This is a genomic window from Synechococcus sp. R55.4 (assembly GCF_047461935.1).
In the GTDB taxonomy this organism is placed as follows: Bacteria; Cyanobacteriota; Cyanobacteriia; order Thermostichales; family Thermostichaceae; genus Thermostichus.
Map to the genome: position 1 here is coordinate 68,469 of NZ_JANSIF010000003.1, position 23,017 is coordinate 91,485.

The 23,017-nt window shown below is 58.7% G+C and carries 23 protein-coding genes and 1 tRNA gene; 17 read left to right on the forward strand and 7 right to left on the reverse strand.

Features of this window, described 5'->3' with window-relative positions:
• Positions 1 to 101: 101 nt before the first annotated feature.
• The 3 genes from NW842_RS01275 to NW842_RS01285 form a co-directional block, all read right to left on the reverse strand.
• Entirely contained in the window at positions 102 to 1,625 is a 1,524-nt protein-coding gene (locus NW842_RS01275; protein WP_414407588.1) for an AAA family ATPase, read from the reverse strand.
• Between the two features lie 219 nt (positions 1,626 to 1,844).
• A complete protein-coding gene (locus NW842_RS01280) occupies positions 1,845 to 2,891 on the reverse strand; it encodes a thiamine phosphate synthase (RefSeq protein WP_414350712.1) in 1,047 nt (348 codons plus the stop codon).
• 109 nt (positions 2,892 to 3,000) lie between these two features.
• Complete coding sequence (locus NW842_RS01285; RefSeq protein WP_414417321.1) at positions 3,001 to 3,336, reverse strand: hypothetical protein; 336 nt, start codon at positions 3,334 to 3,336, stop codon at positions 3,001 to 3,003.
• 68 nt (positions 3,337 to 3,404) lie between these two features.
• Between NW842_RS01285 and NW842_RS01290 the strand changes: the two genes are divergently transcribed.
• The 4 genes from NW842_RS01290 (at position 3,405) to NW842_RS01305 (ending at position 9,327) form a co-directional block, all read left to right on the forward strand.
• Positions 3,405 to 4,655 (forward strand): lipid-A-disaccharide synthase-related protein, encoded by a 1,251-nt coding sequence (locus tag NW842_RS01290; protein WP_414417322.1) that lies wholly within the window; start codon positions 3,405 to 3,407, stop codon positions 4,653 to 4,655.
• A gap of 85 nt (positions 4,656 to 4,740) precedes the next feature.
• Complete coding sequence (locus tag NW842_RS01295) at positions 4,741 to 6,591, forward strand: NAD(P)H-quinone oxidoreductase subunit F (protein ID WP_414417323.1); 1,851 nt, start codon at positions 4,741 to 4,743, stop codon at positions 6,589 to 6,591.
• Positions 6,592 to 6,603: 12 nt separating this feature from the next.
• On the forward strand, positions 6,604 to 8,112 hold the full coding sequence (locus NW842_RS01300) for an NADH-quinone oxidoreductase subunit M (protein ID WP_414417324.1): 1,509 nt from the start codon (positions 6,604 to 6,606) through the stop codon (positions 8,110 to 8,112).
• A gap of 36 nt (positions 8,113 to 8,148) precedes the next feature.
• A complete protein-coding gene (locus tag NW842_RS01305; RefSeq protein WP_414417325.1) occupies positions 8,149 to 9,327 on the forward strand; it encodes a CO2 hydration protein in 1,179 nt (392 codons plus the stop codon).
• Between the two features lie 286 nt (positions 9,328 to 9,613).
• Here NW842_RS01305 and NW842_RS01310 read toward each other — a convergent pair whose 3' ends face one another.
• Positions 9,614 to 10,579: an ABC transporter permease gene (locus tag NW842_RS01310; protein ID WP_414357663.1), complete on the reverse strand. Its 966-nt coding sequence runs from the start codon at positions 10,577 to 10,579 to the stop codon at positions 9,614 to 9,616.
• A gap of 157 nt (positions 10,580 to 10,736) precedes the next feature.
• Here NW842_RS01310 and NW842_RS01315 point away from each other — a divergent pair.
• The 3 genes from NW842_RS01315 to NW842_RS01325 all read left to right on the forward strand — a co-directional run bounded on the left by NW842_RS01315 (position 10,737) and on the right by NW842_RS01325 (position 12,783).
• A tRNA-Cys gene (locus NW842_RS01315) sits at positions 10,737 to 10,808 on the forward strand.
• 34 nt (positions 10,809 to 10,842) lie between these two features.
• Positions 10,843 to 12,003, forward strand: coding sequence for a pyridoxal-phosphate-dependent aminotransferase family protein (locus NW842_RS01320; RefSeq protein ID WP_414373750.1), 1,161 nt, complete (start codon positions 10,843 to 10,845; stop codon positions 12,001 to 12,003).
• A gap of 111 nt (positions 12,004 to 12,114) precedes the next feature.
• Positions 12,115 to 12,783 carry a PHP domain-containing protein gene (locus tag NW842_RS01325; RefSeq protein ID WP_414373748.1) on the forward strand — a complete coding sequence of 223 codons (669 nt, stop codon included), beginning with the start codon at positions 12,115 to 12,117 and terminating at the stop codon, positions 12,781 to 12,783.
• Positions 12,784 to 12,806: 23 nt separating this feature from the next.
• On the opposite strand, the gene NW842_RS01330 is transcribed toward NW842_RS01325, so the two are convergent.
• Positions 12,807 to 13,856: a potassium channel family protein gene (locus tag NW842_RS01330; protein WP_414373746.1), complete on the reverse strand. Its 1,050-nt coding sequence runs from the start codon at positions 13,854 to 13,856 to the stop codon at positions 12,807 to 12,809.
• Positions 13,857 to 13,944: 88 nt separating this feature from the next.
• Between NW842_RS01330 and NW842_RS01335 the strand changes: the two genes are divergently transcribed.
• Positions 13,945 to 14,157: a DUF2997 domain-containing protein gene (locus NW842_RS01335; protein WP_414373745.1), complete on the forward strand. Its 213-nt coding sequence runs from the start codon at positions 13,945 to 13,947 to the stop codon at positions 14,155 to 14,157.
• A 36-nt stretch (positions 14,158 to 14,193) separates the two neighbouring features.
• On the opposite strand, the gene NW842_RS01340 is transcribed toward NW842_RS01335, so the two are convergent.
• Positions 14,194 to 14,424, reverse strand: a complete 231-nt coding sequence (locus NW842_RS01340) for a hypothetical protein (RefSeq protein WP_011433402.1) — start codon at positions 14,422 to 14,424, stop codon at positions 14,194 to 14,196.
• A 176-nt stretch (positions 14,425 to 14,600) separates the two neighbouring features.
• On the reverse strand, positions 14,601 to 15,011 hold the full coding sequence (gene petE, locus NW842_RS01345) for a plastocyanin (RefSeq protein ID WP_414373743.1): 411 nt from the start codon (positions 15,009 to 15,011) through the stop codon (positions 14,601 to 14,603).
• Between the two features lie 1,292 nt (positions 15,012 to 16,303).
• Here petE and NW842_RS01350 point away from each other — a divergent pair.
• The 9 genes from NW842_RS01350 to NW842_RS01390 all read left to right on the forward strand — a co-directional run bounded on the left by NW842_RS01350 (position 16,304) and on the right by NW842_RS01390 (position 22,992).
• Positions 16,304 to 16,708: a hypothetical protein gene (locus NW842_RS01350; protein WP_414373742.1), complete on the forward strand. Its 405-nt coding sequence runs from the start codon at positions 16,304 to 16,306 to the stop codon at positions 16,706 to 16,708.
• Positions 16,709 to 16,838: 130 nt separating this feature from the next.
• Complete coding sequence (locus NW842_RS01355) at positions 16,839 to 17,057, forward strand: NAD(P)H-quinone oxidoreductase subunit O (RefSeq protein WP_011433398.1); 219 nt, start codon at positions 16,839 to 16,841, stop codon at positions 17,055 to 17,057.
• 57 nt (positions 17,058 to 17,114) lie between these two features.
• Positions 17,115 to 17,942 (forward strand): cell division protein FtsQ/DivIB, encoded by an 828-nt coding sequence (locus NW842_RS01360; protein WP_414417326.1) that lies wholly within the window; start codon positions 17,115 to 17,117, stop codon positions 17,940 to 17,942.
• Between the two features lie 7 nt (positions 17,943 to 17,949).
• The gene (locus NW842_RS01365) at positions 17,950 to 18,675 is read left to right on the forward strand and encodes an energy-coupling factor ABC transporter ATP-binding protein (protein WP_414407987.1); all 726 of its coding nucleotides are present in this window, start codon (positions 17,950 to 17,952) and stop codon (positions 18,673 to 18,675) included.
• A 529-nt stretch (positions 18,676 to 19,204) separates the two neighbouring features.
• Positions 19,205 to 19,513: a carbon dioxide-concentrating mechanism protein CcmK gene (locus NW842_RS01370; RefSeq protein WP_011430450.1), complete on the forward strand. Its 309-nt coding sequence runs from the start codon at positions 19,205 to 19,207 to the stop codon at positions 19,511 to 19,513.
• Positions 19,514 to 19,568: 55 nt separating this feature from the next.
• The gene (locus tag NW842_RS01375) at positions 19,569 to 19,910 is read left to right on the forward strand and encodes a carbon dioxide-concentrating mechanism protein CcmK (RefSeq protein ID WP_011433395.1); all 342 of its coding nucleotides are present in this window, start codon (positions 19,569 to 19,571) and stop codon (positions 19,908 to 19,910) included.
• Positions 19,910 to 20,209: a EutN/CcmL family microcompartment protein gene (locus NW842_RS01380; protein WP_011433394.1), complete on the forward strand. Its 300-nt coding sequence runs from the start codon at positions 19,910 to 19,912 to the stop codon at positions 20,207 to 20,209. The genes NW842_RS01375 and NW842_RS01380 overlap by 1 nt, the downstream gene beginning before the upstream one ends.
• A 71-nt stretch (positions 20,210 to 20,280) precedes the next feature.
• A complete protein-coding gene (locus NW842_RS01385) occupies positions 20,281 to 22,242 on the forward strand; it encodes a ribulose bisphosphate carboxylase small subunit (RefSeq protein ID WP_414373738.1) in 1,962 nt (653 codons plus the stop codon).
• Between the two features lie 66 nt (positions 22,243 to 22,308).
• Positions 22,309 to 22,992, forward strand: coding sequence for a hypothetical protein (locus tag NW842_RS01390; protein ID WP_414373736.1), 684 nt, complete (start codon positions 22,309 to 22,311; stop codon positions 22,990 to 22,992).
• Positions 22,993 to 23,017 lie beyond the last annotated feature (25 nt).

Genomic DNA, 23,017 nt, shown 5'->3' on the forward strand with positions numbered 1-23,017 from the left:
GCCTAGAAGAAAACTTGAAGATAGCGGCTGGAGTTGCTGTGGGTATTGGCATACTAGCTGCTTTATTTGGGCTGGGAGGTGGATTTTACCCATTTTGAATCTCAAGAAGAGGCAAAACACTGCTTCATCTCCTGCAGCACTTGGGCATCTTGAGAGGCCGTTCTGGCACCGGCTTGGGCGGCCCAGCACTTGAGGCTTTCGATTTGGTCGCGGGCAATCGAGGCCAAGGGCACGGTTTCGCGGATGGCCTGCAGGATATCTTCTTGGGTAAAGTCCCGCCGGGCGCCGCTGCCACTGCCCCCAAAGGCGTTGTACATGGCATCTACGATGGCTTGCTCGATCTCGGCCCCGCTGAAGTCCTGAGCTGCGGCTGCCAAAGCTTCCAGGTCAAATTCTCGCAGGCGGCTGGGGCGCAACCGCTGCAAATGCACCCGGAAGATCTCTTTGCGCTCAGCGTGGGTGGGCAGGTTCAAGAAGAAAATCTCGTCAAAGCGGCCCTTGCGCAACAGCTCTGGCGGCAGCAGCGGCACGTTGTTGGCGGTGGCCACAATGAAAACAGGGCTGGTTTTCTCCTGCATCCAGGTAATCAGGCTGCCAAACACCCGGCGGCTGGTACCAGAATCTCCATCGGCACTGCTGGTGATGTTGCCAAAGGCTTTGTCGATCTCGTCGATCCAAAGCACGCAGGGGGCCATCGCCTCTGCCAGTTGGATCATCTGCCGCACCCGGCTTTCCGACTCGCCGACGATGCCGGCAAACAGCCGCCCGGCATCCAATCTCAGCAGGGGCAGCCGCCACTCATTGGCGATGGTCTTGGCGGAGAGGGATTTGCCGGTGCCCTGGATCCCGACCAGCAGCACGCCCTTGGGGTTGGGCAGGCCATAGCGACGCGCCTCTTCGGTAAAGGCTTCTTGCCGCACTCGCACCCAGGCCTTGAGGTTATCCAGGCCCCCCACACTTTTGAGGGTCTCGCGGGCGGTGAAAAACTCCAGGATGCCGGTTTGGCGGATGGCCTGCTTTTTCTCCTCCAGCACCAGGTCGATATCGGCTTCGTTGACCTCCTGCTTGGCGGCCAAAGCGCGGGCCAAAACGCGGCGGATACGTTCTCGGCTCAGTCCCTGACAAGCTTTGACCAGTTGCTCGCGGGCCAGAGGGGTGAGCTTGAGTTTATCTGGGGCCACGTAGAGCTGGATGAGGCGGCTGATCTCTTCGCTGTTGGGCAGGGGAATATCGACGACGGTGATCTCCTCCGTCAGGTCGCTGGGCACTTCCAGGGTGTGGCTGAGCAGGATCAGCATCTTGCGGGTGCGCTTGAGCTCGCGGCTGAGGTTTTTCAGCTCCCGGATGATGGGAGCGTTTTTGTCGCTGGTGGCGTTGCGCAACACAAAGTGCAGATCCCGCAGCACAAACAGGGTGTCCTCGTTGGGGGCAGAGCGCCACACCCGCCCCAGAGCTGCCATGATGGAGCCCCGATCCTCGCCTGTATCCTGCCAGCCCCGCACCAAGTCCCAGAACAACAATTGCCGCGGTGGGTCTGTCCGTCTGGCTACTTGGGTTAGCACGGCATCGGCAGGCTCTTCTTCTGGAGAGACCAAGTAAACCAGGGGGTAGCGGGCCCGGATCATCAAATCCAGCTCTGTCACCAGCCCTGCTTGCAGCTCCGCCGGGATCTCGACCAGGGCAGGATCCCTGCTGTCTGGATTTGTTTTTCTTGCGGCTTCTGTCATCGCCTCTGGAGTTTAGAACATCCTTACTTCATCTTCCTCTCACTTGTTCAGAAACCATTTGGATTGGAACAGCCAATAAGCAGCAAAATGCTCACGGTTGAGCTTCACGGTTGATCTTTAGGATAGGGCAGGGATCCCTTGCAGTTCGGCCAGCATGGTGCGGGCTGTCTGGGTGGGATCGGCAGCTTCCATCAAAGCCCGCACCACAGCTACACGGGTGGCCCCAGCTCGACGCACCTCGGGCAGGTTGTGGGGATCGATGCCGCCGATGGCAAACCAGGGCAGGTGGGCTTTCTCGGCAGCCAGGCGCACATACTCCAAGCCGGCGGGGGGTTTCTCCGCTTTGGTGGGGGTGGGGTAAACGGGGCCGACGCCAATGTAGTCCACGTCGCTGTTCAGGGCTTGGGCCAGCTCTTCGGCGTTGGTGGTGGACAGGCCAATGAGCCGCTGGGATCCCAGGAGGTGCCGAGCTTGGGCGACCGGCAGATCCGTCTGGCCCAGGTGAACCCCATCAGCCTGGCTGACCAGAGCCAAGTCCACCCGGTCGTTGACGATCATCAGCGCCTGGTAGCGGTCGCACAGCTGCCGCAGCTGTTTGAGATCCCGCAGCATCTCGCCGTCGGGGAGGTTTTTGCGGCGATATTGCACCAGGGTCACCCCGCCCCGCAGGGATTTTTCCACCACCTCTAGCCAGTGGGGCACAGGGCTGGTCACCAAATAAAGATGGGCTGCCAGGAGACGCTGCCGCAGGGATCCGCCCAGCAGTTCACTTTCCAGGACGTAGAGCCGATAGCGCATGTCTTTGGCCAGCTTGGCCAGGCCAGGGGCCACCCAGTGGTGGGATTCGGCCAACTTGCCGTATTCTTCTAACACCCGCAGGGCTTCTTGCACACGGCTGCAATTGGCTTGCAAGAGGTGGCGGAGATCCCGCCGTTGCTCCTCTTGGGGGTGGGAGATCTGGGTGCCTGGATCGGCGGGGGTATCGCGGGCCAAACGCAGGGGATCGCTGTGCCAGCGGGCTAGGGCTTGGCGCATGGCCTTGCATTCGGCAGAGAGCTCTCCCTCTTCCAGGCCGAAACGAAACCATTCTTCCAATACCCGTAGTCCTTCACGAGCTCGATCGAGGTTGGCATCCAGAATACGGGCGACGGCCTGGGGTTTCATGTTCCCTATACGTGGGAAGAGAGTTGCTTAATTTTTACCAAAAAAATGCGCCTAAAGCCCCGTCCTACCCTTAGCCGGAAGCAAGTCAGTAGGGTGGAGAGTAGTCAATTCACTGTAAATCGGAATGGTTTCCCTGAGGCTGTCCTTGGCCCTGAGGAGAAAGAGGGTGATGCCATAAGGCGTTAAGAAAGGCTTGCTGCGGCGTGTGTCCCCAGGCGAAGGCCCGTGGGCCGGCCCCTTCCAGCAAGTAGGCCCAAGCATAGCGCTCGCAGGCGGGAAAGTAGCGGATCTCCCACCAAGTTCCCCCTACAGGCACATCTTTCACTGCCCGCAAGAAAGGGCCGCGATGGCGGGCGAGGCGCTCTTCTATAAAGTAGGGGCCTTCCAGCTGAAGGGCTTCTACCGCTGCAATAAGCTCGGCTCGTTGTCGCTCATTTCGGATCATCTCCCGGGTTCCCCTCTTGGATTGGCTCTATTCTATGAGGAGATTTCTGGTGAGCTGGGGGATCCCTCTTGATTCAGCCCAGATTGCGCCTACGGCAAGCTATGGGAACCCAATGGAATCCGACAAACCCACCGCAGGTGCTGTGTCTGAGCAATGGACACGGGGAAGATGAGGTGGGCAGTCGCCTTGCTGTTGCCCTAGTCCAACTGGGGATCCCGGTGCAAGCCTTGCCGATTGTGGGAGAAGGGACAGCCTACCAACGCCAAGGGATCCCCCTGCTGCCCATTGCCCAGGTGATGCCGTCGGGGGGGTTTATTTATCAGGATTGGCGGCAGTTGTGGCGGGATTTGCGGGCCGGTTTGCTGGGGCTGACGGGGCGGCAATTGGCGTTGGTTCGGCGGGCAGCAGCCCAGAGGAACCTGGTGCTGGCCGTGGGGGATATTGTGCCCTTGCTGATGGCGTGGTGGAGCGGGATCCCCTACGTCTTTGTGGGCACGGCCAAGTCGGACTATTACTGGCGAGATGAACGGGGGCCCTACCGACGCCCCTGGATCCCTTTTGGGCAGCCGATTTCCGATTACCTGCCCTGGGAGCGCTGGCTGATGGCCCACAAGCGCTGCCTGGGTTCTTTTTTGCGGGATGAGCTGACGGCTACAGCTTTGCAAAAACGGGGCCTAAGGGCCTTTTACCTGGGCAACCCGATGATGGATGGCCTAGAGCCACGCGGGACATTGCCTTTGGATCCCCACCGACCGGCCTTGCTGCTCTTGCCCGGATCCCGTCCGCCGGAAGCCTATCGCAACTGGGCTCTGATGATGCAGGTGGTGGAGCGGCTCCCAAAGGAGCTGCAAGTCTATGCTGCCCTCAGCCCCAACCTAGAACGAGACCCGCTTCAGGCTCGGATCCCATCTCAGCGCAGCGATGTACTTCTGGTTTGGGGGGACTTCGGGGCCTGTGCCCAACGAGCAACGGTGGTGCTGGCCATGGCGGGAACGGCCACCGAGCAATGTGTGGGCTTGGGAAAACCGGTGGTGACCCTGCCGGGAGAAGGGCCCCAGTTTACCCCGCGCTTTGCTGAAGCGCAGACCCGTCTTTTGGGATCCGCCGTCCACCTGACCTCAGTGGAGCAGGCTCCCGCCGTGGTTGGCCGGATTCTGGAACGCCTGGCCGCCGATCCCAACTACGCGGCTGAGTTGCAGGCCCATGGACGCCGCCGCATGGGATCCCCAGGAGCTGCCCGGCGCATTGCCGCTCAACTTCGAGATTGGCTCAAGCCATCCGGCCCGGTTTTGGAACCGTTCGAGCCAGGTATATCGTGAAATAGAGAACGAGCGATTCAAAAGCCTGACCGATTTCCGTTGGATCCAGTTTTCCGTTTTATTTAGCATTTAATAGCATTTAATAATGATGTCAAACCTTTTGGGGTTGGGGAGCAGTTGGTGGATCCCTTGCTATGGGTGGGCGGGAACAGCTTTGGCCATTCCCTGGGCAACGGGGTGGGTCAAGCGCAGTGGCCCGCGCCCGGCAGCTTACCTCAACATCCTTCTGACTTTTGCCGCCTTTGCCCATGGCCTTTGGCTGTTGCGGCAGGTTTGGGGTCGGGATCCCCAGATCTTGAACTACCTCTGGTTTCGGGTGGCCGATCTGGATTTGACTCTGTCTTTGGAGATCTCGCCTCTGACAATGGGGGCCGTCGTCTGGATCAGCGGTTTGAGCCTGCTGGCCCAGATCTATGCGCTGGGGTATTTGGATAAGGACTGGGGCCTGGGTCGCTTTGCCGCTCTAATGGGCTTTTTCGAGGGGGGAATGACAGGGATCGCCCTCAGCGACTCGCTGTTTTTCAGCTATGCCCTGCTGGAGATGCTCACCCTTTCCACCTATTTGCTGGTGGGCTTTTGGTACGCCCAGCCTCTGGTGGTGACGGCGGCGCGGGATGCGTTTTTAACCAAGCGGGTAGGGGATCTGTTGCTGCTGATGGGGGTGGTGGCAATTTCCAACTTTTCTGGGGCCTTGACCTTTTCCGGCCTGCGGGACTGGGCGGCTACGGCCAGCTTGGATCCCACCTGGGCAGCTTGGATGGGCTTGGCCTTGATGGCGGGTCCCTTGGGCAAATGCGCTCAATTTCCGCTGCACCTGTGGCTGGACGAGGCGATGGAAGCGCCCAACCCGGCCTCGATCCTGCGCAATTCGGCGGTGGTGGCCTGCGGGGCTTTTGTGCTGATTAAGCTGCAACCGCTACTGGCCCTGTCGCCGATTACGAATGGGGTCTTGGTGGCCATCGGCACGATCACAGCCCTGGGCGGATCCCTGGTGGCCTTGGCGCAAATCGATATCAAACGCACCTTCTCCTACTCCACGAGTGCCTACTTGGGGTTGGTGTTTATGGCAGTGGGGATGCAGCAGCCGGAGCTGGCCCTGGAGTTGCTGCTGATGCACGGCCTGGCTAAGGCGTTGCTGTTTATGGGGGTGGGATCCCTCATCTACACCACCTCTACCCAAGATTTGACAGAGCTGGGGGGCCTGCGCAGCCGCATGCCGGCCACAGTTGCCGCCTTTGTGGTGGGATCCCTGGGGATGGTGGCTCTGCTGCCCCTAGGGTGCTTTTGGACGCTGACCCGCCTGGCGCTGGTCCACAGCGGGGTGCAGCCGGCCCTGGTGGGGGTGCTGCTGCTGGTGAATGGGCTGACGGCTCTCAACCTGGCGCGGGTGTTTGGCCTGGTCTTTTTGGGATCCCCTCAACCCAAAACCCGCCGGGCCCCTGAGGTGGGCTGGCTGATGGCTCTGCCCATGGGCATCCTGACGGTGCAAACCTTGCTCATGCCCTGGCTGTTGGGGCGCTGGGGGCTCTATCCCGACTGGAGCCCGGAGCTGAGGTGGATGGCGGCTCTGCTGACGGCTGCTGGGCTGGTGGGGGCAGCCATTGGCGGCTGGCTGTACTGGGGGGACCAACGGAGGGTATATCTGCCCTGGCCGGAGTTGCAGGATCTGCTGGCCCACGACTTTTACACGGGGCACCTCTACCAAGCCCTGGTGGTGCAACCGGTCGGCGCCCTCTCCCGCGGATTGGAGTGGCTGGATCGCAACGGAGTGGACGGCTTGGTGAACGGGGTGAGCCTGGCCTTTTTCTTCAGCGGCGAAGCCCTCAAGTACACCCTGTCGGGGCGGATGCAACTCTATGTGCTGGTGATTGTCATGGGGGTGGTGTTGGTTACAGCTTGGCTGCTGCATTCGCTCCATCTGGGGTTGGCCTATTGATGGGAGAGAGCCATGTTGAGCCTTTTGATCGGGATCCCGTTGTTGGGGAGCATCTTGATTGGGTTGATTCCCGAGCAGGCGGGGAAGGGCTTGCACCGGGCTTTGGCCTTGGGGTTTGGGTGGGTTTTGTTTGGCCTGAGCGCGGGGCTGTTGCTGATCTTTGACCCCCACCTTGGATCCCTGCAATTGGCGGAAAAGATGGCCTGGATCCCCCAGTTGGGCTTGGTTTATGAGGTGGGAGTGGATGGGATCTCTCTGCCTTTGGTGGTGATGACCGGGCTACTGGTGTTGATGGCTATTTGGGCCAGCGGCCAGGTGGAGCGGCCCCGCCTCTACTACAGCTTGGTGCTCATGCTGGCGGCAGCGGTGGCCGGAGCTTTTTTGGCTCAGAATTTGCTGCTGTTTTTCCTGTTCTATGAAGTGGAGCTGATCCCCCTGTATTTGCTCATCGCCATCTGGGGAGGGCCGCGCCGCACCTATGCCGCCACCAAGTTTTTGGTTTACACCGCTCTGTCGGGGATCCTCCTCTTGATTGGCTTTTTCGGCCTCAGTTGGCTGAGCGATGCCCACAGCTTTACCTATACCGTCCTGCAGGCTCACCCCTTGCCCCTGGTGCAACAAACCCTGTTGCTTATTCCCATTCTGCTGGGGCTGGCCATCAAGATCCCCTTGGTGCCCTTCCACACCTGGTTGCCGGATGCCCATGTGGAGGCTTCCACCCCCATTTCCGTGTTGCTGGCGGGTTTGCTTTTGAAGTTGGGCACCTACGGCCTGGTGCGCTTTGGCCTGCAGCTCTTGCCGGATGCCTGGGATCAAGCCGGGCCTTGGCTGGCCGGTTGGGCGGTGGTTAACGTGCTCTATGGATCCCTGAACGCCTTGGTGCAGCAGGATATGAAAAAGCTGGTGGCCTACAGCTCCATTGCCCACATGGGCTACATTCTCTTGGCTGTAGCAGCAGCCACTCCCCTCTCCCTGGTGGGATCCATCTTTCAGATGGTCAGCCATGGCCTCATCTCCTCGCTGCTGTTTCTTCTGGTGGGAGCCGTCTATGCCAACACCGGCACACGGGATCTCAAGCTGCTGCGGGGATTGCTCAACCCGGAGCGGGGCTTACCGCTTATTGGCAGCTTGATGGTGCTAGGGGTGATGGCCAGTGGCGGCACACCGGGCATGGTGGGCTTTATAGCTGAGTTCACCCTCTTTCGGGGCAGCTTTGCCGTCTTTCCCCTGCAAACGCTCCTGTGCATGGTGGGGACGGGATTGACGGCGGCCTATTTTCTGCTGATGGTGAACCGTGTCTTTTTTGGGCGCCTCTCGCAAGTGGCCATAGCCATGCAACGCCACGCCACTGAAGAGCGCCTGCCTGCTGTTGTTTTGGCAACGCTGGTGGTGTTACTGGGCCTGCAGCCTAGCTGGGCAACCCGCTGGGTGGAGTCCACCACCTTGGCCTTGGCCAAGGCTAACCTAGCTGGTGTTGCAGGACTGGTCACTGCCTTTCAGTTTGGGTTGTCTTCCTTTTGATGATTTGATGAGATCGACGGAGTTTCTTTTGCTCCCATGACTGCCACTCTTGCTCCTGCTCCTTCCTGCTTCTTTCTGGCCGGCTTATCTCCTCTGGAGCAACTGCAACTGGCTCCTATTGTCCAGCGCCTAGAGGCAGGGGGAGCCCTTGTGCCGGATGCCCCTGCCAATCGCCTAGAGGTCATTGGCATCCTGCATAGCTACGGCGAGGTGCTGGATGCCTATTCGCGCAATTTGATCTTTATTGCCGACCACCAATTTTTGGAGCTTTTTCCGGCGTTCAAGTATTTCAACGGCGAGATTACCCTGGGCAAATGGCTGCGCTACCTGTGGCATGACCGCATCAACTACGAGTTTGCCGAATACTGCATGAAGGCTATGCTCTGGCATGGGGGAGGGGGGCTAGACCGCTACCTGGATACTCCCGAATTTGTCCAACGGGCCAAGGCCGCCATCCGAGCCAAAATCCGCTTTAACCCCTTCTTGCAGGGCTTGGGGATCCTGTTTCCCGACTTTGCTCTGGAACAGGTGCGCATGCTGGCCATGTACAGCGGCTTGGGCCAGTTTTGGCGGGTGATGAGCGATATTTTCCTGTCTCTGTCCAAGCGCTCTGAGACAGAACCCCACCTCACCATCCCCGAGGTAGTGGCCCACATTCAGCAAGGGCTGGTGGCCGCCGCCGACAAACCCATCGCCTATGCTCCCTGCATCTGGGGCCGGCGCTATGAGATCATTCCTCTCTCAGCAGGCCTGACCTTCCTGCCGGATACGGCCATCCCTTATGTGGAGGCGGTGTTTTTCCGCTCTTTTCCCTTCATGGGTACGGTTTCCTACAACGCCCAGGCCGGTCAGATTCCGCAAGAGCAGGCGGATTTTGCCTATGGGGCCCTGTATGCCGACCCACTGCCGGTGGGGAGCGCCGGGATCCCGCCTACCCTGTTGATGCAGGATATGATGCGCCACCTGCCCCCCTACTTGCGAGAGCACTACCGCCGCCAGCCTCGCGGGGATGATGACCTGCGGGTGAAAATCTGCCTTAGCTTCCAAAAGGCCATGTTCTGTGTTACCACTGCCGCCCTGCGGGCTCTTGCCCCCTTCCCTCTGGAAACTCAGGATCCCCAGCAGCAAATGGCCAACCGAGAGTTTCTCACCCCTTGGTTGCAGCGATTGGCGGGATCCCGGCTGTTAAGCATGCAGGAAGTTTTTGGTATGTGATGCTGAAACTGCGCGGCAATACGGTGATGTCAAAGACAAGTTAAGGCTCGAGGGGCGTCCGTTATCTGAGAATGGTGTCTGGATTGCAGCCCTTGCACTGTAACATGCTCTGTTTTTGGTAACACGCGACGCTCGTTTTCAAGAAGTAGAGCGCTTGCAAATAGCAATGTGGTGAGTAAAGCCACCGCATAACAACCCGGTCGGAGCCAACTGCCGAAAGTCTTCAGGGTGGTCTTTCCATATTTTGATTCTGTTCCTTTTGCTAAATATGTAGGAAATCTAAGGGCTAACGGCCCCCAGAGCGAAAGGAACTGTGCCAAAAAGTCAGCCGCTTTTCGACCATTACAATCAACTGATAAGCTAGGGCGCTGATAACGGTGGCATAAATGATGGCCGCCCAGACGATGTCGAAATTGAAGCGAGCCGCCTCGATCCGGATGCGGAAGCCCAGACCAAGCCCCGGAGCGGCAAAGAATTCCCCCACAATGGATCCAATCATCGCCAAGGTGAGCGCCAGCTTGAGGGCATTAAAAATGTAGGGCAAAGATTGAGGGATCCGCACCTGCCAAAACACTTGCCCGGCACCGGCCCCGTAAGAGCGCATCAAATCCAATTGGCTGGGATCCACCGAACGCAACCCTCGCACCGTGTTGAGCACCACCGGAAACAGCACCACCACCGCCACCACTGCTGCTTTCGAGGGCCAGTCGATGCCAAATGCCCCCACCATGACCGGGGCCAAAGCCGGAATGGGAATACTGGAGAGGGCTGCCAAATAGGGCAAAACCCCCTGTTCGATCTTGGGAAAACGGGCCAAGAGCGCCCCCAGCAACAGGCCGGATCCCACCCCCAAGCCAAACCCCACCAGCGCCTGTCGCACAAAAGTTTGCACTGCATCTCGCATCAGGGCAGCTCGCGCCATCCAGGCGGCCTGCAACACCCGCGTTGGGGTAGGCATTAATCCCGGCGGCACCCGATAGCCCACCAGCAATGTCTCCGTAAGCAGTAGTCCCAACAGCAAAATCAGCAAGGGGGGCCCCCATCCCCGCCCGCGTCGGCCCAAGCCCCAGCAGCCTGTTCCCCCAATCCAGGCGGCCAGCAAAACTGCCGGCAAAAACCAGCTTGGCGTTGCTTCTGGTACCGTTCCTCGCAGGATCCCCAAAGCCAGCAGACCCCAGAGGTAGAAGATCTCGTCTCTCCAAACAAGCAGGCCCTTCCAGAGGTTGAACGAAGCAGGTACAGCCGGTTGCATGGCCAATTGGGAATTGCGTTAACCCAGTCACCTTCTATCCAAAACCATTCTCACGGCCCAAGCAGAATCACAGAACACCACGTTAAGGCTTGGAAGTGGGATCCGGTTTTCGGCTAGAATATTCTCTCTAGGCGAGTGTTTTCTGGTTGAGTTGTGGGGTGGCGTAGCCAAGTGGTAAGGCAGAGGTCTGCAAAACCTCTATGCGCCAGTTCGAATCTGGCCGCCACCTTTCAAACCTCACTTGCATCCCAAGCAGGGCAAGCATGAAAGACAAGCTGATATTGATGATCCCCGGCCCCACTCCCGTTCCCGAGAGTGCTCTGCTGGCGATGGCACGGGGGCCCATCGAGCACCGCAGCAAAGAGTTCACCGCCATTTTGGAAGAGGTCACCGATGGGTTGCGCTGGCTGCACCAAACCACCTCAGATGTGTTTGTCTTTTCCGCCAGTGGCACCGGCGCTATGGAAGCCGGGATCCTCAACACCCTCAGCCCTGGGGATCGGGTTTTGGTGGGGGTGAACGGCAAGTTTGGGGAGCGCTGGGCGGAAATGTCCGAGCAATTTGGCCTTCGGTGTGAGCGGGTGGAAACTCCCTGGGGGATCCCTTACCCCGTCGAGATCTTCCAAGAAAAGCTGGCTGCCGACCGGGAAAAAACCATCAAAGCTGTTATCCTCACCCACTCGGAAACTTCCAGCGGCGTAGCCAACGATGTGCAAGCCATTGCTGCTGCTGCTCGCGAGCATGGGGAAGCCCTCGTCCTGGTGGATGGGGTCACCAGCGTGGGGGCAATGCCGGTGCTGATGGACGAATGGGGCTTGGATGTGGTGGCCTCGGGATCCCAGAAAGGCTACATGATCCCACCGGGCTTGGGATTTGTAGCCGTGAGCCAACGGGCCATGGCCGCTTCACAACGTTCGACCTTTCCCAAGTACTACTGGAGCTTTAAGCTGGCGCAAAAGGCTCTGCACCAGGGCACCACTCCCTTTACCCCGGCGGTGAACCTGTTTTATGCCCTGCGAACGACGTTACAGATGATGCGGGCAGAGGGTTTGGAGGCCATTTACCGGCGTCATGCCAGGTTATCCCAAGCCACCCGCGCCGGTGTTAAGGCTCTGGGCCTTAAGCTCTTGGTTGATCCAGAATCTGCGGCTAGCCCCGCCGTGACAGCCGTGCTGGCTCCCGAAGGGATCAATGCCGATACCCTTCGCAGCATCTTGAAGAAGCAATTTGATCTGGCCACTGCTGCCGGACAAGATCACCTCAAGGGCAAGATCTTCCGCATCGGCCATTTGGGCTTTATCAGCGACCGCGATGTGCTGATGACCTTGGCTGCTCTGGAGTCGGCTTTACACACGGCGGGCTACAGCGACTTCACTCCAGGGGCAGGAACTCGTGCTGCTGAGGAAGTACTGGCCCACGGCTAGGGATCCCTTCTGAACCCTCAGCTCAGCGGCCTTTGACACATGGCACTGACCCCTACCCCTGGCTACAATGGGGGGACATGCTTAATAAAACTTCAGAACCCAAGGGTGGCTATGGCTGTCAGCTTGGAACGGGATCCCTGCGTGGTGGCTTCCGCTGTGGAGTTGCGGCAGGTGCTGCAGAGGGTTGGCCCCCATTCTTGTCCCTTGCAGTACAACTTTCACCTGCATACCCGCTGTTCGGATGGGCAGATGGATCCGGTGGATCTGGCGGAGCAAGCACGCCGGCACGGTCTGAAGGGACTGGCCATCACCGATCACCACACCCTGAAGGGCTACGAACGAGCACGCACCCACTTGGATCGTCCCGACGACCCCATCCTGTGGCCGGGGATCGAGATCACCGCAAACCTGTTGGGCTGTGAAGTGCATATTCTCGGCTACGGCTTCGATCCCACCGATGGTGTCCTGGATCCCTTTGCCCAAGGGGAGCAGGTTCCCGGCTTGCCCGCCGCCGACGCGATCCAGGCCATTCAAGCGGCAGGAGGCTTGGCGGTGTTGGCCCATCCCTTTCGCTATTGCCTGCCTGCAGAGGAAATTGTCCCAGCAGCAGCGGAGTTGGGAATAGATGGCCTTGAGGTCTACTACGCCTACAAAAACCCGGAGATTTGGATCCCTAGCCCAGAAGTGACGGAGAAAGCGGAAGAGTTGGCCGAGGCCTACGGACTTTTGAAAACCTGCGGCACCGACTCTCACGGCCCCAGTATCCTGAGGCGGATTTGAGCCAGGCTACCCAGAACAAGCTGCTACGGGCGTGGATAGAGCAACTGTCCAAGCCGGCGCAACTGCTCTGCAGTGCCCATACACAGCAGCAGATCCCCCGGCTGCAACAGGGTTTCTCCGCTGGGGCCACCAATCAACTGGCCATCCGCCCGTCGAATCGCCACCACCAAAGCTCCGGATCGGTTGCGCAAATCGGCTTTCCGTAGGGTTTGCCCGACATAAGGACATTCTTGGGCTGCCAGCTCGTACTCCTCCAGGTAGAAAGTGCGATCCCGACCGACAAGGATGCCATCCACAAAGTCCACAACCCGAGGACGCAGGGCAGCCGCCGCCATGCGTTTTCCGCCCGTGATGTAAGGAGAAATGGCATGGGCAACGCCCGCTCGCTGCAGTTTTTGCAAAGCCTCTTCCGTATTGGCGCGGGCAATAGTGCGAATGCGGGGGTTCAGGGTGCGGGCCGACAAGACCACGTACAGGTTCTCGGCATCGGAAGATAGGGCGGCAATCAGTCCCTCCGCCTGTTGCACCCGCGCTTCCAGCAAAGTGGCATCCAGAGTACTATCCCCCTGGAGGGCCACGTATCCCAGCTCTTGAGCCACCTGAATGGCCTCGGCAGACTGATCAATCACCAAAAATGGCACCCCTTCTGCTCGAAACTCTTGAGCCACCTGCCGGCCAATGCGCCCGAAACCGCAAATGATGTAGTGGTTGTTCAGCGCTTCCATCTGTTTCTTCCATTTCCGTTGCCGGATCCCTTCCTGAAAATGTCCCTGGATGAGGGCCTCTGTAAAGCGATTCACCATGAAGCCGATGCTCAAGACCCCCATCAGGATCAAGGCCACCGTAAATAAACGCCCCCGCTCCCCCAGCGGCCCCACCTCCATGAAGCCCACGGTGGTTAGGGTGATAACGGTCATGTAAAAAGCTTCCACCCAAGGCCACTGCTCCACCCCGTGGTACCAGAGGGTGCCGATCAGCACCACACACACCAATGCCCCCACACCCAAGCCGAGGTCTCGCCGGATCCCGGGATCCCTTTTGGCAGCCTGGAAGGGGGGACGAGCAGAAGCCATAGAGCCCAGCCAGATCTAGCCCAGGAAAAGGAAGCAAGAACTAGAATGGGGAAGAACCTGTTGTTGATCGGTAACCAGTGGAGTGCGGATGCCTGAGTACATCAAGGTGGAATATCGGATCGGCAAAGATGGACGGGTCGCCGAGACCGTACTGAATGGTTCTGGCTCCAGTTGTACCCTAGCTACTGCCGGCTTGGAATCAGCTCTTGGAACTGTGCAGAACCGGGAGCTCTTGCCGGAGTTTCACCAACTGACTGAAATCGAGAGGGAGTCAGAAGTCTCTTTGAAGCAAACCCGCTGACTCCATATCCATTTGCCTAGGGTTCTCACCATCTTCTCACTTTTTCTTTTTGCTCCCCTTTCCGGCCGTATTGCCGGCCCGTGCCGCTCCAACCGCAGCCTGAAACAGCCAAACAGCCAATGGAGCAGCGACAACCAAGATGATGCTGGTGGGGCCGACGCCAAAATCCGGCTCGCCAGAAGCCAACTCGAAAATTGAGCCAACAGCAGCAATGGCGCTGAGGCAGGAAACGGCCAAGAGCAGGTAACCTTTAACGCTGGTGGTCATAGAGAACCCGTTTGTGGACTAAACTTGTGCGGCTCGAAGACAAGCCGGTTAGATGCGTATTCATTCGCTAAAAAGCCCTCCCACTCCTGAGAGGGCTAACTTTTATGCTAAAGGCAGGGATCCCTGTCCAGCAAGGCAAAACCAAAAGTGGGATCCCTAGCAGATAGGGTGCGGATTTAGCCGTTCACGATGATCTTGCCGACCATTCCGGCCCCACGGTGGGGCGTGCAGTAGTAGGTGTACTCACCTGGAGGAACATCAACAAAAGCCGACTCCACCACCTGCTTAGGAGCAGTGAGCAGTGCCTTGTGGGAGAGCTTGGCGGCCAGAGCCGCATCTCCACCGGGCACCTTGTCGAAGACAACATTGTGGGGGTAGACCTTGTTGTTCACCCACTGAACGGTATCCCCTTGGTTGATGGTGAGAGAAGGCGGATCGTAGACCAACTGGGCCTTGTCAGATCCCATTTTGACAATGTAGGTCTCGGCAGCAGCAGGGTTGGACAAGAGCGCCACAGCTACCCCCCCAACCACAAGGCTGAGCAGGATGAGCTGCAAACGCTTCACCAGGTTAAAAACTAGAGACATGGATTCCTCTCAAAACGTAACAGCAGTTATCCCAGACTTTGCGGCTCGGTTGCCCCTTTCCAGGTTACGAAGAGCACCCAGCCAGGCGGATGGGCAGCAGGGACAGTTGAATTCCCAATGCTCATTATAAGAGGGCTCATCCCAGAATAGAGCAATGCCCAACTGCGGGGCGGCAACATCCATCCTTTACAGGGAGCCGCGGCAGACCGAACCCGCCAAACAGCACAGCTCTTCTAGAAACCTACGGCAACCCTGTTGCCAGGCAATCCGATGCGGCTGGATCCCCGGCCAGTTGGGGCAGGATGTTTTGGCGGTTGGTGAGCGTGCGCAGGTGACCGAGAGCAAGTTTTCTGGGTTGATCTCATCTCTACCCAAGGGCACTTCGCAAAGTAGAGATTCTTTTTCCGTGGGATCCCTTAAAGTCTAAGAGTGTTTTGTCTAACCAATCCGTAGGGTTGCCGATGCACAAGAAGGGCAAATCATCCTAGCCTTAAAGAGCAGGTTCTTAGATAGTGCTGATTAATATTTCTTCGATATTCCTCGATAGCTTTTTAGCTTTTGGATCACTGTTTGGATCATCCGAAGGCCAGTCGGTTATTTTGCCCTCACCAAATCGGGATTTTGTTAAGATGAGTATACAGCGTTCACCTATAGTCAGATCAAGCAAAGGCCGCCTTGCAACCAGTTTAGAATCGCTGGATCAGCGGCTTAACGTTCAAATCCTGGCCCGTTGCATCGGCAGTGCCTTGAACCTGGGCGCTCCCCTCAGGGTTGAAGTACACTACACCTCAAAAGTGCAGCAGTAAGGTTTTCTTACCAGGCCGATCTGGAGGCACAGCTTCATACTGCAGTTTTTACTTATCTGAGCCTGGAGTGAGTTTTTGGACTTCTTACTTCACTGTATAGCCATATAGCCACTGCTAGCTAAGACAACGCATCTAGCGTATGAGGAAACTCCTCTGGCTCTCTAGAAGAGAGGAGCGAGCGTAAGCCAATTTCTCGGCCAGAAGGTTGTATGGCAGTCGGCTACAGGGATCCCTGAACTTCCTGATCCTGAGATGCTTTGGGGATGAGTTACATTGCCATCGGCCAAACCCTTTGCCAGAGGTTGAAACTCTCTCCCTCTGAGGTGCGGGATCCAGAAACCCTTCTGCCCCGGAGGGCAGGGTGCTCTAAGTTGGCTTAACATTATTTCATGACCGGGCCTGGCCCTCACCTTGCCAAGGGCGGGTGGTCAATATCAGTGCCTAGGGATCCGGCTCAACTTCCTTCCCATTGCAGGCAAAACGACCATGGTAGGCATCTTCAAGCGCTTGTTCGGCTCGCGCGGCAAAGCTGCGGCCACGTCCTCACCGGAAACTGTTGCTAAGCCAACCCCAAAGAAAGCGAAAAACGACAATACTTTTTTTCTCGACCCAGATGAAGCCAAAACCCTTGGCAACATCGAGTATATGCGCACCCCCAGGATCGTGAAGCACACCTTCCAGGATTTCGGCAGCAAGGAGAAGGTGGAGGTGGTGGAGCAGGTCTCTTCCCTCAGCAAAGTTAAGTTGTCCACAGAGCAAGCCAAAACTCCTGAAACTGCTGCTGAGCAGGGATCCTCCGCTTCAAGCAGCAGCGGAGCAAGCCCACGCCGTCAGGGGGGATCGGACATGGATACCTTCCGCAATATGGCCCGCAGCCTAAAACGCAAATAAGCCAAACTCAGGTTGATCCCCGTCAGAGCCGAGCCAGAGGCTGGATCCCAGCTTTCCTCTTCGCAGCAGCGACAGGCGTGATACAACTGCTATCGAACCGGCTAATCTGCGACTGAACTGAGGAGGAGCAATGGCGATTAAGCGAGGCACCTTGGTGCGGGCTATCCGCGAGAAACTGGAGGGTAGCTTAGAAGCGCAGGCAAGCGATCCTTTTATTCCCAACTACGTTTTCGAGACCCCCGGAGAAGTCGTGGATATCAAAGGTGACTACCTGCAGATTAAGTTTGGGGCTGTTCCCACCCCTACGGTTTGGCTGCGGGCGGATCAGGTTCAGGAGATGGCGGGTTGAGTAGAAGCACGGAATGTTCCCCATCTGCATACCCCGTGATGGGGTGAAGGGGGATCCATGGCACTCCTGGCTGCTCCCAACCGTGAACAAATCCTGCAGCGTAGGCAGCTTTTGCGTCGGCAACGGCGCAGCCGATTCTGGCAGGGATCCTGGCGCCTGACCGGTTCGATGACCCTCTTGGCGCTGCTGGTGCTGGGCCTACGGCAGCCCCACTGGCAAATTCGTCAGCCAGAACAGATTCAGGTAAAGGGTGCCCACTGGGTCGATCCCGCCTGGATACGGGCACAATTGCCCCTGCAGTATCCCCTCAACATTTGGCAGGTGCAACCGGCTGTTTTGGAAAGGGCTTTGCTGGGATCCCCGACCCGCCCCTCTCCCATCGAAAGCGTCCAGGTGCAGCGACGGCTGCTGCCGGTGGGTGTCATCGTCCAGGTGCGGGAACGGCAACCTGTGGCGCGCGCGCGATGGGGCGACCAGATGGGCTGGGTGGATGTCCAGGGCAACTGGCTGTCTCCCGATCCCTACCGTTCCCCCAAGTCTTGGCCTGAGCTGGAGCTGCTGGGCTGGGAGAACCACATCCCAGAGCAATGGGCGCTGTTGCTCAGGGCTTTACAGCAGTCTGAAATTCAGATCAGGGCAGTGGATTGGCAATCTGGAGCGGGGATCACCCTGCATACTGAGCTGGGCAACGTCTACCTGGGGCCGATTTCCGACCGCTTGCCCTTGCAAATTCAGACCCTCAACCAAATGCGGGATCTGCGCCGCTACTGCGAGTGTACGCCCGACGACATCGTCCACATTGACCTCACCAGCCCCAGTGTGCCCACCTTGCAACTTACCCCCACGGCCACCCAGGAGCGCTGGAAAGACGTGCGGATGCCCTAGCTTTGCTATGAACCCGGTGCCAGCGGTGGAGGTGAACCAATTGTGGACAGCTTATCCCGGTCATCCGCCGGTGCTGCAAGGGCTGGATCTGCGGGTCGAGGTTGGGCAACATCTGGGGGTGATCGGCCCCAATGGCGCGGGTAAAACTACCCTGTTCCTCACCCTCTGCGGCCTGTTGCCCCCCTGCTCTGGCCAGGTGAGTTTGTTTGGCCAGCCGCTGCGGCCCGGCCAGTTTCGCCCTGAGGTGGGGTTGGTGTTTCAGGATCCCAACGACCAACTGTTTGCCCCATCGGTGGCCGAAGATGTGGCCTTCGGACTGCGCAATTTGGCCCGTCCTGAGGGGGAGATTGCGGCTGCCGTTCAGGCCGCCCTGCAGATGACCGGCACCCTCCATTTGGCCGATCGTCCCCCCCATCACCTCTCTGGTGGGGAAAAGCGCATGGTTGCCATTGCCGGGATCCTGGCGATGCAGCCCCAGTTGGTGCTCTACGATGAGCCGACAGCCAACCTCGATTTGCGAGCCCGGCGCCGGTTGATAGTTTTTTTGCAACAGGCCGCCCACACTTTTCTGCTGGCTTCCCACGATCTGGAGCTGATCCTGGAGGTGTGCGATCAGGTCATCCTGTTGGATCAAGGTCGGATCTGGGCCCAGGGATCCCCGGCCCACCTGATGGGCCAAGCCGACCTCATGGAAGCCCACGGCCTGGAAGTGCCCCCCTCACTGCGCCGATGATCCAGGAGTCGATGAGCGGTGAAAGTTGAAAAGATGTCAAGAATTATTTTTGAATTGATAACAATTTTGCCTCTCTTAATAAAAAGCTATCGTGCTAATTAAAAATATTGATTTTCGTCCAGGATTAAATAGGGATATCATTTTGTTAAGTCGGGGATCCCTTCTCTGAGCTGTCCTAGTCAATTTTGTATGATCGATTTTGTACAAGAAAGATGTGGACTTAGCTCAGAGTTGGCAGCTTTGCCCGCCTGAGTGACAGTTGCGCTTAACCCTGATGGCTCCTACAACCTTTTCCGACTTCAGTCTGAGGTCTGCGGCTGGGCAGAGCCTTCTCCCCTCAGAGGGGGGTCTCTGGTGGCTGGGGTAGGTGTCGCCGGGAAAAGCTGTCAATCGAGATTTGGGCAGAGGATCTCTCTGATGAAATCGAAAGGAGATTGCATGAGCGAACCCAATAAGCGAGATCACTTTGCCTTGTTGCTGGGTTCGACAACGTTCAGGAACTGAGTGTGTTCAAAAGTGGAGAGTTGATATGCCTATTGCAGTTGGAATGATCGAAACCCGCGGGTTCCCGGCAGTGGTAGAAGCTGCCGACGCCATGGTCAAGGCCGCCCGCGTTACCCTGGTGGGTTACGAGAAAATCGGCAGCGGTCGGGTCACCGTGATCGTGCGGGGGGATGTCTCGGAGGTGCAAGCCTCGGTGGCTGCCGGTTTGGAGTCTGCCAAGCGGGTGAGCGGGGGTGAGATTCTCTCCCACCACATCATTGCCCGTCCCCACGAGAACCTGGAGTTTGTGTTGCCCATCCGCTATACCGAGGCGGTAGAGCAGTTCCGCACCTAGTCCCCACTTCAGTAAAGTTCGCACCCCACTTTCACTTTCAGCGTAAGGAGTACCTATGGCTATTGCAGTTGGAATGATCGAAACCCTGGGCTTCCCGGCAGTGGTAGAAGCTGCCGACGCCATGGTCAAGGCAGCCCGCGTTACCCTGGTGGGTTACGAGAAAATCAGCAGCGGTCGGGTCACCGTGATCGTGCGGGGGGATGTCTCGGAGGTGCAAGCCTCGGTGGCTGCCGGCATTGACTCGGTGAAGCGGGTGAACGGCGGCCAGTTGTTGTCTTGGCACATTATCGCCCGTCCCCACGAGAACCTGGAGTACGTGTTGCCCATTCGCTACACCGAGGATGTGGCTCAGTTCCGCGAAGGGGTCAATGCCATCCGTCCCTTCACCCGTCCCTGATGCGTATTGCCATTGTGCGGGGCACCGTCACCAGCACTCAAAAGGATCCCAGCTTGACGGGCGTGAAGTTTTTGTTGGTGCAGTACGTCGATCTCGAGGGCCAGCCGCAACCCGATTACGCTGTGGCTGCCGATCCGGTGGGGGCCGGCATTGACGAGTGGGTGCTGGTTAGCCAAGGCAGTGCCGCTCGCCAGCCGCAAGGAAACCAGACTCGCCCGCTGGATGCAGTGGTGATGGCGATCATCGATACCGTCAGCGTTGGCGGTCGCTCTCTCTACAACAAGCGCGATCAACGCTAGCTGGGATCCCTTCCCTTCTCATCTCTCTTGCTGCCCTTGTCCGCCCTACTGCGTTCTAGAGGCTCACGGTTATGCCTGCTCACACCTATGCTGCACCGCCAACGCCCTGGTCTCGCCGACTGGCGGAGCCCAAGATCGATCCCACAGCCTACGTGCATTCTTTCTCCAACCTCATTGGGGATGTGCGGGTGGAAGCGGAGGTGCTGATCGCCCCGGGAACTTCCATTCGCGCTGACGAGGGATCCCCCTTCCACATTGGCGCCAGATCCAACATTCAGGATGGGGTGGTCATCCACGGCCTGGAACAGGGGCGGGTGATAGGAGAAGACGGCCAACCCTACTCCGTTTGGATCGGCAGAAATACTTCCATCGCCCACATGGCTCTGATCCACGGGCCGGCCTACGTGGGCAACGACTGCTTTATTGGCTTCCGCTCGACGGTGTTCAACGCTCGGGTTGGGGATGGCTGCATCATCATGTTGCATTGCCTGATCCAGGATGTGGAGATCCCCCCAGGCAAGTACGTGCCTTCTGGATCCATCATCACCACCCAGGCCGAGGCCGACCGGCTGCCCGACGTCCAGGATAGCGATGCCAAGTTTGCCCAACACGTGATCGGCATCAACCAAGCCCTGCGAGAGGGCTACCAGTGCAGCGAAAACCTCGTCTGTATCGCTCCCATCCGCAACGAACTGCAGCGCACCTCTAACTCAACGGCTACGGAGACGGCACCCATGACTCATTCTTCCCATCGCGGCAATGGCCGGAACGGCGGCGGATCCCCTCTCAAGCCGGAGGTGGTGGAGCAAATTCGTGCCCTGTTGGCCCAAGGCTATCGCGTGGGGCTAGAGTATGCCGATGCTCGCCGCTTCAAAACCTCTTCCTGGCAAAGCGAAAGCCCAATCGCCAGCACCCACGAGGCGGAGGTGGTGCGATCGCTGGGGGCCATCCTGGCGGAGCACCAGGGAGAATATGTGCGCCTACTGGGGATCGATCCCAAGGCTAAACGGCGGGTGCTGGAGCAAATCATCCAAACCCCCGATGGGCCGGCGCTGGTTTCTGGGATGCCCAGCCGCGTCTCGGCAGCCGCTGCCCCGGGTTCTGGGGCGGTCGGCTCTCGCTCTGGCTCAGGGCTGGAGGAGGAGATCCGGACTTTGTTGGCGCAGGGGTATCGCGTTGGCCTGGAGGTGGCTGATGCCCGACGCTACCGCACCTCTTCTTGGCAGACCTTGAGCAATTTGAGCGGTCAGCCGCAGGAGATCCTGGCCGCTGTTCAGGCTGCCCTAGCAGAGCACCAGGGAGAATATGTGCGCCTGTTGGGGATCGATCCCAAAGGCAAACGGCGGGTGCTGGAGAAGGTCATTCAAACCCCGCAAGGCCAGGTGAGCAGCAGTCCTGCAGGAACCGGCGTGGTGGCAGATACGGCTCCTGCGGCAGGGGGCAGTGCCGGCCTGGATCTGGAGGTGCAGGAGGAGGTGCATCGGCTGCTGGCTCAGGGCTATCGCATCGGCTACGAATATGCCGACGAGCGCCGCTTCAAAACCTCTTCCTGGCAGAGTGGGCCGGCCATTCGCGCCACCCGCGGGCCAGAGGTGTTGGCCAAGCTGACGGCTGCCCTGGCGGAGCACCAGGGAGAATATGTGCGCCTGCTGGGGATCGATCCCAAAGGCAAACGGCGGGTCTATGAGCGCATAATCCAAACCCCTAGCGGAAAATCTGCTGCTGCTGCCGCGGCTCCTGCTTCTGCCCCCAAGGGATCCCTTTCTGGCACCCGCCTCAGCGCCGAGGTGGTGGCTCAGGTGCAGCAGTTGCTCAGCCAAGGCTACCGCATCGGCACCGAACATGCGGACAAGCGCCGTTTTCGCACCTCTTCTTGGCAAAGCTGTAGCCCCATCGAGGCCACCCAAGTGCCCCAAGTGGTGGCGGCTCTAGAAGCCTGCCTGGCGGAACACCAGGGAGAATACGTTCGCCTGCTGGGGATCGATCCCAAGGCCAAACGGCGAGTGCTGGAGCAGATCATCCAAACCCCTTGAGGGATCCCAGCTTTTTTTGACCTCTGTTGGTTCAAGTCCAACCCCCCAGCGATGAGGAGCACCCTGTTGGCCTCTACTTTGCCCAACTCCATGACGCTCCGCACCTTGCTCGGCCAAAACGGCGAAACTCGCTATTTTGTCAGTGGTGAGGTGCAGGTGGAAGCTGGGGTGGGGATTGGGGCAGGGGTGCTGCTGCGGGCTAACCCCGGCTGTCGGATCTACATCGAGCGCGGCGTGTGTATCGGCATGGGATCCGTCCTGCACGCCTGTGGGGGATCCCTCATCGTGGAGGCGGGAGCAACCTTGGGAATGGGGGTGCTGGTGATCGGGCAGGGCACCATCGGCAAAAACGCCTGCATCGGCTCAGAAACCACAGTGCTGAATTGTTCGGTGCTCAGCCAAGCAGTCATTCCCCCCGGCTCGCTGATCGGGGATCCCACCTATGGTTTCGATCTCCAGGAGGCGGGCGGCAGCAAGCCCATCCCGGCAGAGCCCTCGCCGGCGGCAGTGGAAATGGCTCCAGAGATGTCGCCTGAGCCGTCTCCCCCACCCAGTTCTCCGGTGGCCAATGTTGAAAAGCAAACCCGCCGTTGGCAGGAAGCTGCCGAGCAAACCCAAGAAAAGTCCGGTTCCCCAAGGACCAAAACGCGCAACCTCAACGGGATCCCTGGCCATTCGGAATTGGATCGCCTCTTGGGCAAGATTTATCCCTATCGACAGGTGCTCTCCTCTGGGGATGGCCGGCTCTGATGGCTAAACTGGCGTGAGTAGTTAG

Bases quoted from the DNA above. Each gene is read 5' to 3' on its own strand.
- NW842_RS01275 (WP_414407588.1), bottom strand. From the start codon at position 1,625: ATGATCCGGGCCCGCTACCCCCTGGTTTACTTGGTCTCTCCAGAAGAA.
- NW842_RS01280 (WP_414350712.1), bottom strand. From the start codon at position 2,891: ATGAAACCCCAGGCCGTCGCCCGTATTCTGGATGCCAACCTCGATCGA.
- NW842_RS01285 (WP_414417321.1), bottom strand. From the start codon at position 3,336: ATGATCCGAAATGAGCGACAACGAGCCGAGCTTATTGCAGCGGTAGAA.
- NW842_RS01295 (WP_414417323.1), top strand. From the start codon at position 4,741: ATGATGTCAAACCTTTTGGGGTTGGGGAGCAGTTGGTGGATCCCTTGC.
- NW842_RS01300 (WP_414417324.1), top strand. From the start codon at position 6,604: ATGTTGAGCCTTTTGATCGGGATCCCGTTGTTGGGGAGCATCTTGATT.
- NW842_RS01305 (WP_414417325.1), top strand. From the start codon at position 8,149: ATGACTGCCACTCTTGCTCCTGCTCCTTCCTGCTTCTTTCTGGCCGGC.
- NW842_RS01310 (WP_414357663.1), bottom strand. From the start codon at position 10,579: ATGCAACCGGCTGTACCTGCTTCGTTCAACCTCTGGAAGGGCCTGCTT.
- NW842_RS01320 (WP_414373750.1), top strand. From the start codon at position 10,843: ATGAAAGACAAGCTGATATTGATGATCCCCGGCCCCACTCCCGTTCCC.
- NW842_RS01325 (WP_414373748.1), top strand. From the start codon at position 12,115: ATGGCTGTCAGCTTGGAACGGGATCCCTGCGTGGTGGCTTCCGCTGTG.
- NW842_RS01330 (WP_414373746.1), bottom strand. From the start codon at position 13,856: ATGGCTTCTGCTCGTCCCCCCTTCCAGGCTGCCAAAAGGGATCCCGGG.
- NW842_RS01335 (WP_414373745.1), top strand. From the start codon at position 13,945: ATGCCTGAGTACATCAAGGTGGAATATCGGATCGGCAAAGATGGACGG.
- NW842_RS01340 (WP_011433402.1), bottom strand. From the start codon at position 14,424: ATGACCACCAGCGTTAAAGGTTACCTGCTCTTGGCCGTTTCCTGCCTC.
- petE (WP_414373743.1), bottom strand. From the start codon at position 15,011: ATGTCTCTAGTTTTTAACCTGGTGAAGCGTTTGCAGCTCATCCTGCTC.
- NW842_RS01350 (WP_414373742.1), top strand. From the start codon at position 16,304: ATGGTAGGCATCTTCAAGCGCTTGTTCGGCTCGCGCGGCAAAGCTGCG.
- NW842_RS01355 (WP_011433398.1), top strand. From the start codon at position 16,839: ATGGCGATTAAGCGAGGCACCTTGGTGCGGGCTATCCGCGAGAAACTG.
- NW842_RS01360 (WP_414417326.1), top strand. From the start codon at position 17,115: ATGGCACTCCTGGCTGCTCCCAACCGTGAACAAATCCTGCAGCGTAGG.
- NW842_RS01365 (WP_414407987.1), top strand. From the start codon at position 17,950: ATGAACCCGGTGCCAGCGGTGGAGGTGAACCAATTGTGGACAGCTTAT.
- NW842_RS01370 (WP_011430450.1), top strand. From the start codon at position 19,205: ATGCCTATTGCAGTTGGAATGATCGAAACCCGCGGGTTCCCGGCAGTG.
- NW842_RS01375 (WP_011433395.1), top strand. From the start codon at position 19,569: ATGGCTATTGCAGTTGGAATGATCGAAACCCTGGGCTTCCCGGCAGTG.
- NW842_RS01380 (WP_011433394.1), top strand. From the start codon at position 19,910: ATGCGTATTGCCATTGTGCGGGGCACCGTCACCAGCACTCAAAAGGAT.
- NW842_RS01385 (WP_414373738.1), top strand. From the start codon at position 20,281: ATGCCTGCTCACACCTATGCTGCACCGCCAACGCCCTGGTCTCGCCGA.